Raw genomic sequence first — 15,457 nt, 5'->3', positions numbered from 1 at the left:
CCGTAGAGGACTTTCACCTCCTAGATCAACGCCATGCTCGGCGCACCATAAAAAAGCCGCTGACAAATCAGCGGCTTTTAAAAACATTAGCGAGTGACTAAGAAAGAATTACTTCTTCTTTTTCACTGCTTTTTTGTTTGGAAGGTCAGTGATTGAACCTTCGAATACTTCCGCAGCTAGACCAACAGACTCGTGTAGAGTTGGGTGAGCGTGGATAGTAAGAGCGATATCTTCTGCGTCACAACCCATTTCGATTGCTAGGCCGATTTCACCAAGAAGCTCACCACCGTTAGTACCAACAACAGCACCACCGATTACGCGATGAGTATCTTTATCGAAGATCATCTTAGTCATACCATCTGCACAGTCAGAAGCGATTGCACGACCAGAAGCAGCCCAAGGGAAAGTCGCCACTTCGTAGTTTAGGCCTTCCGCTTTCGCTTCTTTCTCAGTCTTACCTACCCAAGCAACTTCCGGCTCAGTGTACGCAATTGATGGGATTACTTTAGGGTCGAAGTAGTGCTTCTTACCAGAGATAACTTCAGCAGCTACGTGACCTTCATGCACACCTTTGTGAGCAAGCATTGGTTGACCAACAACGTCACCGATCGCGTGGATGTGAGGAACGTTTGTACGCATTTGCTTATCAACGTTGATGAAGCCACGCTCGTCAACTTCGATACCTGCTTTTTCAGCATCGATAAGTGCACCGTTTGGAACACGACCGATAGCAACAAGAACAGCATCGTAGCGCTCAGCTTCAGCTGGTGCTTTCTTGCCTTCCATTGAAACGTAGATACCGTCTTCTTTCGCTTCAACTGCAGTTACTTTAGTCTCAAGCATTAGCTTGAACTTGTTCTTGATACGCTTAGTGAAGACTTTAACGATGTCTTTATCCGCAGCAGGGATAACTTGGTCGAACATCTCAACTACGTCTACTTTAGAACCTAGAGAGTGGTAAACCGTACCCATTTCAAGACCGATGATACCACCGCCCATGATAAGCAGTTTTTCAGGAACTTCTTTCAGCTCAAGTGCATCCGTAGAATCCCAAATACGTGGGTCTTCATGTGGAATGAAAGGAAGTTTGATTGGGCGAGAACCCGCAGCAATGATTGCGTTATCGAAGTTAACAGTTGTTGCTTCGCCTTCGCCTTCAACAAGAATGCTGTTAGGACCAGTGAACTTACCGAAACCGTTAACAACAGTAACGTTACGCATCTTAGCCATACCGCCAAGGCCGCCAGTTAGTTGATCAACTACTTTTTCTTTCCAGATACGGATCTTGTTGATGTCCGTTTGTGGCTCGCCGAATACAACGCCGTGCTCTGCCATCGCTTTAGCTTCTTCGATTACTTTAGAAACGTGAAGAAGTGCTTTTGATGGAATACAACCAACGTTTAGACATACACCACCAAGAGTGCTGTAACGTTCAACTAGTACTGTTTCTAGACCTAAATCCGCACAACGGAATGCCGCTGAGTAACCAGCAGGACCTGAACCAAGTACAACAACTTGGGCTTTAATTTCTTTGCTCATTGTGACCTCTTGTAGTCATTATCCCTAACAGGCTGAGTAGATGTTCTTAAAATTATTGGGCTTTCAAACAGGAAACATTTTACAGAGATGTTAACAGTGTGAAAGTAGCTTTAAGTTAGCCTGTGAGCTAGACAACACTTCCCTTTCGCTTTATGAGAAAAGCGGGAACTGTTCTCTAAAAATAGTCTTTATATAAAGAATTAAGGTGACCCGAAAGCCACCTTAATAATTACTTTCTCAATTACAGTACTAGACGACGAATGTCAGATAGTGCGCTGTTTAGGAAAGTAATGAAGCGTGCACCTTCAGCACCATCGATCACACGGTGGTCGTATGATAGAGATAGTGGAAGCTGAAGACGTGGTTGGAACTCTTTACCATTCCAAACTGGCTTAATTTCAGACTTAGATACACCTAGGATACCTACTTCTGGAGCATTTACGATTGGAGTAAATGCAGTACCGCCAATACCACCAAGGCTAGAGATTGTGAAACAACCGCCTTGCATGTCTGCCGCTGTTAGCTTACCAGAACGTGCTTTCTTAGAAACAGCCATTAGCTCTTCAGATAGCTCGTAAATGCCTTTCTTGTTCACGTCTTTGAAGACAGGAACAACTAGACCGTTTGGTGTATCAACAGCGATACCCACGTTTACGTACTTCTTAAGAATGATGCTTTCGCCATCTTCAGAAAGAGAAGAGTTAAATGCTGGGAATGCTTCTAGCGCTTTAGCAACAGCTTTCATGATGAACACAAGTGGAGTGATCTTCATGCCAGTGTCTTTCTTCGCTTCGATTGCGTTCTGTTCTTTACGGAATGCTTCTAGCTCAGTGATGTCTGCGTTGTCCCATTGTGTAACGTGAGGGATCATTACCCAGTTACGGTGCAGGTTAGCACCAGAGATCTTCTTAATCTTAGAAAGCTTCTGAACTTCAGTTTCGCCGAACTTGCTGAAGTCAACTTTTGGCCATGGTAGTAGACCAAGAGCAGAACCGTCGCCGCCTTTGCCAGATGCAGCTGCACCAGACTCAAGACGCTTAAGTGCATCTTTAACGTAAGACTGAACGTCTTCTTTAAGGATACGGCTCTTACGACCAGTACCTTTAACCTTAGAAAGGTTAACGCCAAATTCACGAGCTAGACGACGAACTACTGGAGAAGCGTGCGCGTAGTCACCGTTCTCTTGGAAGTCGCCAGCTGCTGCAGGTGCTTCTGCTTTAGGAGCAGGTGCCGCCGCCGGAGCTGCTGCTTGTGCTGGAGCGGAAGCCACTACTGCTACTGGAGCTGCGCCTTCCACAACGAAAGTCATGATTAGAGAGCCAGTTGACACTTTGTCACCAGCTGCAATCTTGATCTCTTTTACTGTACCAGCGAATGGTGCAGGCACTTCCATTGAAGCTTTGTCGCCTTCAACAGTAATTAGAGATTGCTCTTCTTCTACTGTATCGCCAACCGCTACCATGATTTCAGTAACTTCTACTTCGTCACCACCGATATCAGGAACGTTCACTTCTTTCTCAGCAGATGCTGCTGGAGCCGCTGCAACTGGTGCCGCCGCTGGAGCAGGAGCTGCTGCAACTGGAGCGCCAGAACCTGCCACTTCAAATACCATCACTAGAGAACCAGTAGATACTGAATCACCAGAAGCGATCTTGATTTCTTTAACGATACCAGCGAATGGTGCAGGTACTTCCATTGAAGCCTTGTCACCTTCAACAGTAAGAAGAGATTGCTCTTCTTCTACTGCGTCACCGATAGCTACCATGATTTCAGTTACTTCAACTTCATCACCGCCAATATCAGGAACGTGAACTTCTTTAAGCTCTGCCGCTGCTGCCGCTGCCGCTGCAGGCGCAGCTACTGGAGCTGCCTCTGCTGCTGGAGCAGGTGCAGCTTCAGCTGCACCCTCGGCTTCGAAAATCATGATAAGAGAACCAGTAGAAACAGAATCGCCTTCAGCTACTTTAATTTCTTTAACGATACCCGCTTGAGACGCAGGAACTTCCATTGAAGCTTTGTCGCCTTCAACAGTGATCAGTGACTGCTCTTCTTCAACCTTGTCGCCAACGTTTACAAGAATCTCAGTTACTTCAACCTCGTCAGCACCGATGTCTGGTACATTAATTTCGATTGTCATTGTATTTACCTACCTTAATGCCAGTCTTATGCGTATTGCGGGTTAGTTTTTTCAGTGTCGATATCGAATTTAGCAATTGCTTCAACAACTACAGATTTCTCGATGTCACCACGTTTAGCCAGTTCAGTTAGAGCTGCAACTACGATGTAGCCAGCGTTAACTTCGAAGTGACGACGTAGGTTTTCACGGCTGTCAGAACGGCCGAAACCATCTGTACCAAGTACTTTATAAGACTCAGTTGGCATGTACGCACGTACTTGCTCAGCGTAGTTCTTCATGTAGTCAGTCACTGCGATTGCAGGTTCTTTACCAAGAACAGTTGTGATGTACGGTACTTTTTCTTCCGCTTCTGGGTGAAGCATGTTGTCACGCTCTACCGCTTGACCATCACGAGTTAGTTCGTTGAACGACGTTACAGAGAATACGTCAGATGCTACGCCGTACTCTTCACTTAGAATTGCAGCCGCTTTACGCGCTTCGTTCATAATAGTACCAGAGCTCATTAGTTGAACTTTGCCCTTAGCACCAGCGTGAGATTCAAGCTTGTAAATACCTTTACGGATGCCTTCTTCAGCGCCTTCTGGCATTGCTGGCATTGCGTAGTTCTCGTTCATTACTGTTAAGTAGTAGTAAACGTTTTCTTGCTCAGGACCGTACATGCGACGGATACCGTCTTGCATGATTACTGCTAGCTCGTAAGCGAATGTTGGATCGTAAGAGATACAGTTCGGGATAGTGTTCGCTTGGATGTGCGAGTGACCATCTTCGTGCTGTAGACCTTCACCGTTCAGTGTTGTACGACCAGCTGTAGCACCTAGTAGGAAGCCGCGAGCTTGTTGGTCACCTGCTAGCCATGCCATGTCACCAATACGTTGGAAACCGAACATAGAGTAGTAGATGTAGAACGGGATCATTGGTAGGTCGTTCGTGCTGTATGAAGTTGCCGCTGCAACCCATGAAGCCATAGAACCTAGCTCGTTGATACCTTCTTGAAGAACTTGACCAGATGTTGCTTCTTTGTAGTAAGAAACGATGCCTTTATCTTCAGGTGTGTATTCTTGACCGTGTGGGTTGTAGATACCAACCTGACGGAATAGACCTTCCATACCGAATGTACGAGCTTCATCACAGATGATAGGAACGATGTTCTTACCAATGTTCTTATCTTTAAGAAGGATGTTTAGCGTACGTACATAAGCCATAGTTGTAGAGATATCACGCTTCTGTTCACCTAGTAGAGGTGCGAATGCGTCTAGCTCAGGAACCTTGAACTCTTGAGTAAACTTAGGAAGACGTGCAGGTGTGTAACCGTGTAGAGCGTTACGACGAGCGTGCATGTATTCGTACTCAGGCGTACCTTCTTCCAATTTCAGGTAAGGAAGTTCAGCGATCTTCTCATCTGAAAGGATGTCTTGTAGGCCTAGGCGATCACGTAGGTGTTGAACATGAGTCATGTCCATTTTCTTAACACCGTGTGCAATGTTCTTACCTTCAGCTGCATCACCCATGCCGTAACCTTTAACAGTCTTAGCTAGGATTACAGTTGGCTTACCGTTTGTCTCTTTAGCATTGTTGAATGCAGCAAACAGTTTAGAAGAATCGTGACCACCACGCTTAAGAGCGAAGATTTCGTCATCAGTCATGTCTGCAACTAGTGCAGCTGTTTCTGGGTACTTACCAAAGAAGTGCTCACGTACGTATGCGCCATCTTTAGATTTGAATGTTTGGTAGTCACCATCGATAGTTTCGTTCATTAGTTGAAGAAGCTTACCAGTAGTGTCTTTAGCTAGTAGAGAATCCCAGTTGCTACCCCAGATAACTTTAACAACGTTCCAACCTGCACCTTTGAATAGGCCTTCAAGTTCTTGGATGATGCTGCCGTTACCCATTACAGGGCCGTCTAGACGCTGTAGGTTACAGTTGATTAGGAAACATAGGTTGTCTAGCTTCTCACGCGCAGCGAAAGAGATAGCACCACGTGATTCTGGCTCATCCATCTCACCGTCACCTAGGAACGCGTATACGCGTTGCGCTGAAGTTTCTTTCAGGCCACGGCCGTCAAGGTACTTAAGGAAGCGCGCTTGGTAGATAGCAGAGATAGGGCCAAGACCCATAGATACTGTCGGGAACTGCCAGAACTCAGGCATCAGTTTCGGGTGCGGGTAAGAAGGGATACCTTTACCATCAACTTCTTGACGAAAGTTATCTAGCTGTTCTTCAGTTAGACGACCTTCAACGAATGCACGAGAGTAGATACCTGGAGAGATGTGACCTTGGTAGTAAACTAGATCGCCACCGTCTGTCTCGTTTGGAGCACGGAAGAAGTGGTTGAAACATACTTCGTAGAACGCTGCTGCTGACTGGTAAGAAGCCATGTGACCACCAAGGTCTAGGTCTTTCTTAGAAGCACGCAATACGATCATGATTGCGTTCCAGCGAATAATCGAACGAATACGACGCTCAAGAGTTACGTCACCAGGGTAAGCTGGCTCTTGTGCTGCTGGAATTGTGTTGATGTAGTTTGTGTTGATGCCTGTAGCCATATCAACACCATCTAAACGCGCTTTATCTAGAACTTGTTCTAGTAAAAACTGTGCACGTTCTACACCTTCTTCACGTACTACTGACTCAAGAGCTTCTAACCAATCTTGAGTTTCCAGAGCATCAACGTCATGCTTCATGTCAGACATGGCGATCTATCCTTTTTGTTAGTTGGATTCTACTAAACACGTAAAAAGCCGAAGTATTACGGCTATTTACCCTGTTGAATTCGACGTAGAGAACGTTCGCGGCGCGACTCTTCCTTCGTCAAATCCAGCAATGTTTCTTCGATGTAAGCTAAATGAGAGTGTGACATTTCACGCGCCTTCTCAGGCTGGCCAGAAACGATCGCATCTACGATATTAGCTCGATGTATACTCACTTTCTCCACAACGTCTTTACGACGATGCAACAGCTTTAAATTTTCTAAGACATTTTGTTCGAGTAACGGAGCCAAGCTACGAACAATGTGCAATAACACCACATTGTGCGCTGCCTCTGTTAAAGCAATAAGAAAAGCCATCACTGCTGCAGATTCGGCTTCAATATCACCCTTATCTTGCGCACCGCGAATTTTTTCTTGGCATGCTTGAATTCGAGCAAAGTCTTCATCAGTTCCACGCAATGCCGCGAAGTAAGCCGAAATCCCTTCCATCGCATGACGCGATTCCAACAAGTCTAGTTGGGTTTCAGAATGGGACGACAACAAATTAAGCAAAGGATCTGAAAAGCTTTTCCAGATATTTTCGCTAACAAACGTACCTCCACCTTGACGGCGAGTAAGCAAGCGTTTTGCTTCTAAACGTTGTATCGCTTCTCGGATTGAAGGACGAGACACATCGAACTGTTTCGCCAGTTCGCGCTCAGGCGGCAGCTGCTGCCCTGGAGCCAGTGTTCCTTCCACTATCAACCTTTCTAACTCTTGTTCGATAACATCGGAGAGTTTTGGCTGACGAATCCTTTGATAAGCCATAGTTTGTTGTTCTTCTTTTTCTTCGCTGACAATTGGTAATACCAATTTTAAGTTGGGCAGAAATTAACATAATTAAAACGCCACTGTCCAGCCTAAAATTGACCTGCATCATAGAATACAGCGTGAATTAACCATGATTTAACAAATGAAATTTAAAACAGCAACCAAATTGGTCTTACCATTTACAGGGGTAATACTTTTGGGGAGTGTTCGTGCTAGAAAGTTTCAGGATAAAAATGAATTGTTTCAGAAAGATTAGCGTCACTTGTTTAAAAACCGAACCAAGCGCACATTTAGGGTGGAAATTCTGTTCATAAATTTTAATAAATGAGTGTTTGATAAGCTCGTCACACTCTCAATTTATTGATGCGCTTCTCTTCACCACTTTCTTTACATCGCAACAACAAAAATTCACAAGTCATTATGATAGGCGTTGACTATTCAACGCCCACCAGCGGTAAGGCTATCGTCAAAAACAGAGGCCTAAGCTTGGAGCTTTCTTTTAAATTTTTGCCAATCGAACACCAAGCCAGGGTCAGTTTTACGCAGGGGTGCTATGTATTGATGGCCAGTGATACGTTCGCTGGTGATTTGAGGGAACGTCGATACTATCGTTTCTGTTAATTTGGCAAGCGCTTGATACTGCTGCTCGCTATAAGCCACAAAGTCACTGCCTTCCAGTTCAATACCAATCGAATAATCATTACACCTTTCACGCCCTGCAAAGCTCGACTGGCCAGCATGCCAAGCTCGGTCTAAGAAAGAAACGAACTGCACCACTTCCCCATCGCGACGAATCAAACAGTGCGCCGACACGCCCATTTGGTGAATCACCTTAAAAAACGGGTGTTCCTTCGGGTCGAGTTTGCCCGTAAAAAACAGTTCTATGTAAGGCCCACCAAATTGACCCGGAGGTAAACTAATGTTGTGAACCACCAGCAGAGAGATATCGTCGGCACTCGGTCGAGCATCAAAATACGGGGAAGGAACATGCCGAGCGTTGTCGTACCATCCGTTAGAGCTGATCGTCATCTTGGTCTCACTTTCGTTTCTGCTAGCACAATAAGATGTGACCTTGCCCATAGAGCAGTCGCGCTAGCCTCTTTAATTTGAAGTTAAGCAAGAGTATCATTCCATTCCCACTCCCTTTCAAGATTAGATTTGCGATGAAAAACACACATAACAGCCACCAACGCCTTGACTACTTAAAAGAGCAACTGCCTCTAGAGATCACTCGTGCAGTCGCTGAGACCATCAAAGAAGATCTAGGTGGAACGTTAGATCCAGCGGCTGATATTACGGCAAGTCTAATCCCTGCAGACGCAATCAACAGTGCAACTATTATTACCCGTGAGCACGGCATGTTCTGCGGTAAAGCTTGGGCAGATGAAGTGTTTAAGCAATTGGGCGGTGAAGTGACTATCGAGTGGAATGTAGAAGATGGCGACAAGGTTGAACCAAACCAAACGCTTTGCACGCTAACTGGCCCAGCACGCGCGCTATTAACGGGTGAGCGCAATGCAATGAATTTCATTCAAACGCTATCTGGTTGTGCGACTACGACGGCTACCTACGCGGACAAAATCAAACACACCGAATGCCGCTTGTTAGATACACGTAAAACGATTCCTGGCCTGCGCAGCGCACTAAAATACGCAGTCGCTTGTGGCGGCGGTTTCAACCACCGTATTGGGGTTTTCGATGCTTACCTAATCAAAGAAAACCACATCATCGCTTGTGGTGGTATTGAGAAAGCTATTTCAACAGCAAAAGAGCTAAACCCGGGTAAGCCTGTAGAAGTGGAAACTGAGAGCCTAGAAGAGCTAGAGCAAGCGATCAGCGCTGGCGCAGACATCATCATGCTAGATAACTTCACCACAGACATGATGCGTGAAGCTGTGAAAATCAACGCTGGACGTGCTGCGCTAGAAAACTCAGGTAACGTGACTCTAAACACCATTGCTGAGTTCGCTGAAACGGGCGTTGATTACATCTCGGTAGGTGCACTGACTAAGCACCTTAAAGCAATGGATCTATCAATGAGATTCAAAGCGTAATTGGCTGAATAATAAATAATTTATGTAAAGGCACTGTTTATAGCGGTGCCTTTTTTATTGCCTGAATTATCAGTATTTCAAGCAGTTATTTAAGTTGATCGCATAAATTTGCGTGCTATATGAAACACTACACCAATAAATACCAAACCACTCGCGACCACACCTGAACACCATTCCACTACCCCACCTCAACTTCTATTCTTTCCATCAACCAGTGCCTGCACTGAAACAAACTAAAGAATGGAATTAGATAATGAATAACAAGAACAAAAGAACGAACCAAAAAGGCTTTACGCTGATTGAATTGATGATTGTAGTGGCAATTATTGGTGTGTTGTCGGCAATCGCAGTTCCAGCTTATAAAGATTACGTATCGAAGAGTGAGGCATCATCTGCTCTTGCGACTTTAAAGTCACTGCAAACACCAGCAGAACTTACCTTTCAAGCTGAGGGAGCTCTTAGTAGCGCAATCTCAGCTCTTGGAGTTTCATCAGGCTCCAACACATTAGGTACTTTAAGCATTAGCAACGTAGGTTCATCAACAGTTTCTCCAGCAATTCTATTTACATTTAACGGCGGCTCACTAAACAGTGCTACTTTAACATTATCTCGTGATGCGACAACTGGTTGGGCTTGTACTAAATCGACAGCCGTTCCTGATTTAGATGGTTGCCGTTAAGTGCTAACCAACCTCCCAACCGTTCTCCGTCAGGCTGGCTTACTTAGCCTGACTCAAGAACGATCCGTGGCGGAACATGTACAAGCTTCAGGTATTTCAACACCTGAAGCTTTACTCGTTCTTGATCTCTTCAGCGGCGATTCCTTAGCAAACAACATTAAAACCATCTTCGGCTTACCGTTAATACAACTCGTCAATACTGACTATGAAGCCTTATGTGACCAATTAGGACTTCGAGAACTGATTACCAAGTATCGCGCCATTCCAATTTCAGTCTCTAGCTCGACTCTCACACTCGCCTCCGCCGACCCTACCGATTTACAAGCGGAAGATGACTTTCGATTTGCGACGGGATTACAGATTGAATTGGTTGTCGCAAACTACTCTGAATTAGAGGGTGCAATACGAAAATTGTATGGTCGTTCTATTTCCGGGCAATACTCCAAACGCAAAGAGATCACCCAAGATGAGCTAGCTAACCTCGTCAAGGTATCTGACGACGAAATAACGTCGATAGAAGATCTCAGCCAAGATGACTCTCCTGTGAGTCGCTTTATCAATCAGATACTGGTTGATGCGGTGCGTAAAGGCGCATCGGACATCCACTTCGAACCTTATGAAGAAAACTACCGCGTACGTCTACGTTGCGATGGCATCCTTGTCGAGATCCAACAACCCGCCTCTCATTTAAGCCGTCGTCTGTCAGCTCGCTTAAAGATCCTCGCTAAACTCGATATTGCCGAACGTCGCTTACCTCAAGATGGCCGTATCAAACTGCGTTTAAATGACGAACTGGCAATTGATATGCGCGTATCAACGCTGCCTACCTTATGGGGCGAGAAGATCGTACTGCGATTGCTTGATAGCAGTGCGGCCAATCTCGATATAGACAAGCTCGGTTACAGCGAGGCTCAAAAAGCCCTCTACCTCAATGCACTAAAGCGCCCGCAAGGGATGATCTTAATGACCGGGCCAACCGGCAGCGGTAAAACGGTTTCTCTTTATACTGGACTTCGAGTACTCAACACCTCTGAACGCAACATCTCAACAGCTGAAGACCCAGTAGAGATTAACCTGTGTGGTATCAATCAGGTACAGGTGACGCCTAAGATTGGCTTTGGTTTCGCCGAGGCACTACGATCGTTTTTACGACAAGACCCAGACATCGTGATGGTTGGAGAAATCCGAGATTTAGAAACCGCCGAAATCGCGATCAAAGCCTCCCAAACCGGGCATTTAGTACTTTCAACACTACACACTAACTCAGCCGCAGAAACCGTGACTCGGCTTGCTCATATGGGAATAGAGCCCTTCAACCTTGCTTCGTCATTGAGCCTAATCATAGCCCAACGACTGGCAAGACGCTTGTGCAACCATTGCAAAGAAACAGACGACTCGCCGGACATATTTCTGCGTCACTCGATTCCTAACAGCCAAATAATCTACAAAGCTAACTCTCAAGGGTGTAATGAATGTAACCAAGGTTACTCAGGTCGAGTGGGTATCTATGAAGTGATGCCGTTTACCGACAAGCTAAAAACCAGCCTTATCAATAAACCCAATGCGCTAGCGATTGAAGATCTCGCACGTCGAGAAGGCATGAGAACTTTACAAGAGTCAGGGATAGATAAACTGCTTGAAGGCACCACCAGCTACCAAGAGCTACAACGTGTTCTATACCTATAATTCACGGAGCGAAAATGAGTAGTAAAAGCAAACAATCACAACTAAAAAGCTATCACTGGAAAGGAATTAACAGCTCAGGCAAGAAAGTGTCTGGGCAGACCTTAGCGCTCACCGAATTGGAAGTACGAGAAAAGCTCAAAGAACAGCATATTCAGATTAAGAAAATCAAAAAGAAAAGTATTTCAGCCGTCACTCGTTTAACCCATAGAGTCAAAGCCAAAGACATCACTATTTTGACTCGACAGCTTGCTACCATGCTCGCCACTGGTGTGCCTATCGTGCAAGCCATCAAGTTGGTGTCAGACAATCACCGCAAAGCTGAAATGAAATCAATTTTATCGCATATTTGCAAAGGTGTAGAAGCCGGAACGCCAATCTCAAAAGCGATGCGAACTGCAAGCCGCCACTTTGATGACCTCTATACTGATTTGGTCGCCACAGGCGAGCTCTCCGGTAACCTCGCACAAGTGTTCGAACGCTTGGCGACCTATAGAGAAAAGAGCGAGCAGTTAAAATCCAAAGTCGTCAAAGCACTCATCTACCCCGCGATGGTGGTCACCGTTGCACTGACCGTTTCTTATTTAATGCTGACCATGGTGATTCCAGAGTTCGAGTCGATGTTTTCAGGCTTTGGCGCCGACCTGCCTTGGTTCACCCAACAAGTACTCTACCTTTCCCATTGGATGCAGGCTTACAGTTTTTATACGGCTGTAGGCATCGGGCTTGTTGTCTTGATTATTTGCCAACTGTGTCAGCGTTCCCACTCGATCAAACTGTCTGTTAGTCGGCTAGGATTACGCTTTCCTGTTCTCGGCGGCGTATTAGCCAAAGCCTCCATTGCCAAATTCAGCCGAACCTTATCGACCAGCTTTAGTTCTGGCATTCCGATTTTAATGAGCCTTAAAACCACAGCCAAAACCGCAGGCAACCTGCATTATGAATCGGCCATCATTGAGGTTCACCGAGAAACGGCTGCTGGCATGCCGATGTACATTGCAATGCGCAATACCAATGCCTTCCCTGAAATGGTGTTACAGATGGTGATGATCGGTGAAGAGTCAGGAAACCTTGATGATATGCTCAATAAAGTAGCCTCGATTTACGAGTTTGAAGTCGACAACACCGTCGACAATTTGGGCAAGATTCTAGAGCCACTGATCATCGTGTTTTTAGGCACTGTCGTTGGCGGGCTTGTGGTTGCGATGTACTTACCGATCTTTAATCTTATGAGTGTGTTAGGATAGTTAAAGCAACTAAACACCCATGAGTAGCAATCTCTGCTCACCTTGATTAAGTGGTAAAGGACACTATGGAAGTATTTCACTACTATCCTTGGCTATTCCCCGTATTAGCTTTCATTTTTAGCCTTCTTATCGGCAGCTTCCTCAACGTAGTCATACACCGTTTACCGATTATGATGGAACGCGAATGGCAACAAGAGTGCTCGGAATATTTCTCTCAATATAAAATTCCAGCGCCAGAGGGAAAGTTCAATCTCAGCATTCCTCGCTCTACCTGCCCGAAGTGCAAAACCCAATTAAGAATCGTCGACAATATCCCAGTCTTAAGCTGGTTGTTCTTAAAGGGTAAGTGCCATAGCTGTGCTAATCCAATCAGTGCTCGCTACCCTTTGGTCGAACTGCTTACCGCAATACTTTGCACAATGGTTGCTAGCCACTTTGGTTTCAGTTACTACGCCATTGCTTTGATTTTTTTCACCTTCGCACTGATTACCGCGACCTTTATCGATCTCGATACCATGCTGTTACCCGATCAAATCACCTTGCCTTTAGTATGGTCCGGTATCGCTTTAGCATTGTTTAATATCAGCCCAGTATCGCTGCAAGATTCTGTGGTTGGCGCAATGGCTGGCTACCTGGCTCTGTGGTCTGTTTATTGGTTGTTCAAACTACTGACAGGCAAAGAAGGCATGGGTTACGGTGACTTCAAACTCCTGGCTGCGCTTGGCGCATGGCTTGGTTGGCAGCACCTACCGATGATCATCCTTTTATCTTCGCTTGTTGGCCTTGTGTTTGGTTTAATTCAACTTCGCTTGAAACAGCAAGGCATAGATAAAGCCTTTCCATTTGGGCCCTACCTTGCGATTGCGGGTTGGGTAAGCTTGATGTGGGGTAACGACATCATGGGTTGGTATTTCACTTCTGTACTAGGAATTTAACCATGGCAATCATTATCGGATTAAGCGGTGGTATCGCCAGTGGCAAAACTACGGTCGCTAACCTGTTCAATGAGCATTTTAATATAGATATTGTTGATGCTGATATCGTGGCACGTGAAGTGGTTGCGCTGGGCAGTGTCGGCTTAAAACAGATTACAGAACACTTTGGTGAGTCTATCTTGCTTGACGATGGAACACTCAACCGAAGTAGGCTGCGTGAGCTGATCTTCTCAGATCCTAAAGAAAAGCAGTGGCTCAATGATCTTCTTCATCCCATGATCCGTGACAAAATTGACAGTGACCTGTCTAAAATCACATCCCCGTATGGTTTATTAGTTGCACCGCTATTGGTGGAAAACCAAATGCAAGGCATGGCCGATCGCGTTTTAATCGTTGATGTGCCTACAGAAGTGCAAATAGAACGCACAATGAGTCGTGACAATGTTTCTAAGGAACAGGTTGCCGCAATTTTAAAATCACAGGCTTCAAGAGAACAACGCTTAGCAGTTGCAGATGACGTGATTAAAAACCATACTAAAAACCAAGAACTTTTGCCTCAAATCACAGATTTACATCAAAAGTATCTGGCAATCAGTGCTGTAGATGGGTCAGAATAGAACAATGTTGAATGAAGGTTTGCTCGATGATCACCCATAAATTTGAACATCCTCTAAATGAGAAAACACGCATCTACTTAAGAGTCGAATCACTCTTGAGGCAGCTACACTTGTCTTCTACATTTTCTGATGCTCAACAGTATCAACTCTTTTTCCGTTCCATCTTTGATCTGATTGAAATCTTCGAACAGATCCAACTCAAGAGCGAACTCGCAAAAGATATTGAGAAGCAACGTGTAACCTACAAAAGCTGGTTGGATGTTGAAGGTGTCGATCAAGAGATGCTGACATCACTACTTAATGACATTGGTAACATCTATCGTGATCTGATGCAGGCAGAGCGTTTTGGCCAGTCACTTAAGGAAGACCGCTTCCTGAGTGCCATTCGCCAACGCTTTAATCTTCCAGGTGGCTCATGCTGCTTTGATTTACCGGCACTGCATTATTGGCTGCACCTTCCTCTCGATAAGAGAATGAGAGATGCTAAAGCGTGGATGGATAGCTTACAACCTCTGTATGAAGCGCTAACACTGTGGTTGAAGCTCACCAGAGAGACGGGTCACTTTAAAGAGCAAATCGCTCGCGCTGGCTTCTTCCAGAGCGATGCCGATGAAGCGAATATCCTTCGTCTATCTATTCCAATGCAATATGGTGCCTACCCGATGATCTCAGGTCACAAGAACCGCTTTGCTGTTAAGTTCATGAGCTTTGAAACAGGGCAAGCCTGTACTCAAGACATTGAATTTGAATTGGCTATCTGCACCTAATTAATTTTCTTTTTTTAGTTTGGCTTGAGTCTTCACTCGAGCCTAAACTCACTATTATTACACCTTCAAATTAAGAATCACTATGTCGAAGAAAATCACCATCGTTAAATGCCCTCAATGTAATGCTGACGTTGAATGGGGCGAACAAAGCCCGCACCGCCCGTTTTGCAGCAAGCAATGTCAGATGATTGATTTCGGTGAATGGGCAGACGAAGAGAACAGCATCGCTGGCGCACCAGATATGTCAGATAGCGATGGTTGGTCGGAAGATCCGTACTAAGC

Annotated in this window: 13 protein-coding genes; 8 read left to right on the top strand and 5 right to left on the bottom strand. The window is 45.4% G+C overall.

Annotated elements, in window-relative coordinates; all coding sequences use genetic code 11:
- Window positions 1-108: 108 nt before the first annotated feature.
- The 5 genes from lpdA to ampD all read right to left on the bottom strand — a co-directional run bounded on the left by lpdA (window position 109) and on the right by ampD (window position 8,273).
- Entirely contained in the window at window positions 109-1,539 is a 1,431-nt protein-coding gene (lpdA, locus tag AB6E30_RS20590) for a dihydrolipoyl dehydrogenase (protein ID WP_102319887.1), read from the bottom strand.
- A 241-nt stretch (window positions 1,540-1,780) separates the two neighbouring features.
- Complete coding sequence (gene aceF / locus AB6E30_RS20585) at window positions 1,781-3,676, bottom strand: pyruvate dehydrogenase complex dihydrolipoyllysine-residue acetyltransferase (RefSeq protein WP_372105054.1); 1,896 nt, start codon at window positions 3,674-3,676, stop codon at window positions 1,781-1,783.
- Between the two features lie 26 nt (window positions 3,677-3,702).
- Window positions 3,703-6,366 carry a pyruvate dehydrogenase (acetyl-transferring), homodimeric type gene (gene aceE / locus AB6E30_RS20580; RefSeq protein WP_372105052.1) on the bottom strand — a complete coding sequence of 888 codons (2,664 nt, stop codon included), beginning with the start codon at window positions 6,364-6,366 and terminating at the stop codon, window positions 3,703-3,705.
- A gap of 62 nt (window positions 6,367-6,428) precedes the next feature.
- The gene (gene pdhR / locus AB6E30_RS20575; RefSeq protein WP_372105050.1) at window positions 6,429-7,190 is read right to left on the bottom strand and encodes a pyruvate dehydrogenase complex transcriptional repressor PdhR; all 762 of its coding nucleotides are present in this window, start codon (window positions 7,188-7,190) and stop codon (window positions 6,429-6,431) included.
- Window positions 7,191-7,673: 483 nt separating this feature from the next.
- The gene (ampD, locus tag AB6E30_RS20570; RefSeq protein WP_372100014.1) at window positions 7,674-8,273 is read right to left on the bottom strand and encodes a 1,6-anhydro-N-acetylmuramyl-L-alanine amidase AmpD; all 600 of its coding nucleotides are present in this window, start codon (window positions 8,271-8,273) and stop codon (window positions 7,674-7,676) included.
- Window positions 8,274-8,356: 83 nt separating this feature from the next.
- On the opposite strand from ampD, the gene nadC reads away from it, so the two are divergent.
- From nadC to yacG, 8 genes are all read left to right on the top strand, one after another.
- Window positions 8,357-9,247: a carboxylating nicotinate-nucleotide diphosphorylase gene (nadC, locus tag AB6E30_RS20565; RefSeq protein ID WP_372105048.1), complete on the top strand. Its 891-nt coding sequence runs from the start codon at window positions 8,357-8,359 to the stop codon at window positions 9,245-9,247.
- 253 nt (window positions 9,248-9,500) lie between these two features.
- Window positions 9,501-9,926 (top strand): pilin, encoded by a 426-nt coding sequence (locus tag AB6E30_RS20560; protein ID WP_372105046.1) that lies wholly within the window; start codon window positions 9,501-9,503, stop codon window positions 9,924-9,926.
- A complete protein-coding gene (pilB, locus tag AB6E30_RS20555; RefSeq protein WP_372105044.1) occupies window positions 9,927-11,612 on the top strand; it encodes a type IV-A pilus assembly ATPase PilB in 1,686 nt (561 codons plus the stop codon).
- Window positions 11,613-11,626: 14 nt separating this feature from the next.
- On the top strand, window positions 11,627-12,856 hold the full coding sequence (locus AB6E30_RS20550; RefSeq protein WP_372105042.1) for a type II secretion system F family protein: 1,230 nt from the start codon (window positions 11,627-11,629) through the stop codon (window positions 12,854-12,856).
- Window positions 12,857-12,921: 65 nt separating this feature from the next.
- Window positions 12,922-13,791: an A24 family peptidase gene (locus AB6E30_RS20545; protein ID WP_017058945.1), complete on the top strand. Its 870-nt coding sequence runs from the start codon at window positions 12,922-12,924 to the stop codon at window positions 13,789-13,791.
- Between the two features lie 2 nt (window positions 13,792-13,793).
- Window positions 13,794-14,408 carry a dephospho-CoA kinase gene (gene coaE, locus AB6E30_RS20540; protein ID WP_372105040.1) on the top strand — a complete coding sequence of 205 codons (615 nt, stop codon included), beginning with the start codon at window positions 13,794-13,796 and terminating at the stop codon, window positions 14,406-14,408.
- Between the two features lie 26 nt (window positions 14,409-14,434).
- Window positions 14,435-15,175 (top strand): cell division protein ZapD, encoded by a 741-nt coding sequence (gene zapD / locus AB6E30_RS20535; protein ID WP_017063237.1) that lies wholly within the window; start codon window positions 14,435-14,437, stop codon window positions 15,173-15,175.
- 82 nt (window positions 15,176-15,257) lie between these two features.
- A complete protein-coding gene (yacG, locus tag AB6E30_RS20530) occupies window positions 15,258-15,455 on the top strand; it encodes a DNA gyrase inhibitor YacG (protein ID WP_010435916.1) in 198 nt (65 codons plus the stop codon).
- Window positions 15,456-15,457: the final 2 nt, after the last annotated feature.

This window comes from Vibrio sp. 10N.247.311.12, from assembly GCF_041467515.1.
In the GTDB taxonomy this organism is placed as follows: domain Bacteria; phylum Pseudomonadota; class Gammaproteobacteria; order Enterobacterales; family Vibrionaceae; genus Vibrio; species Vibrio crassostreae_C.
This window is presented reverse-complemented; position numbering and strand designations above follow the sequence as displayed.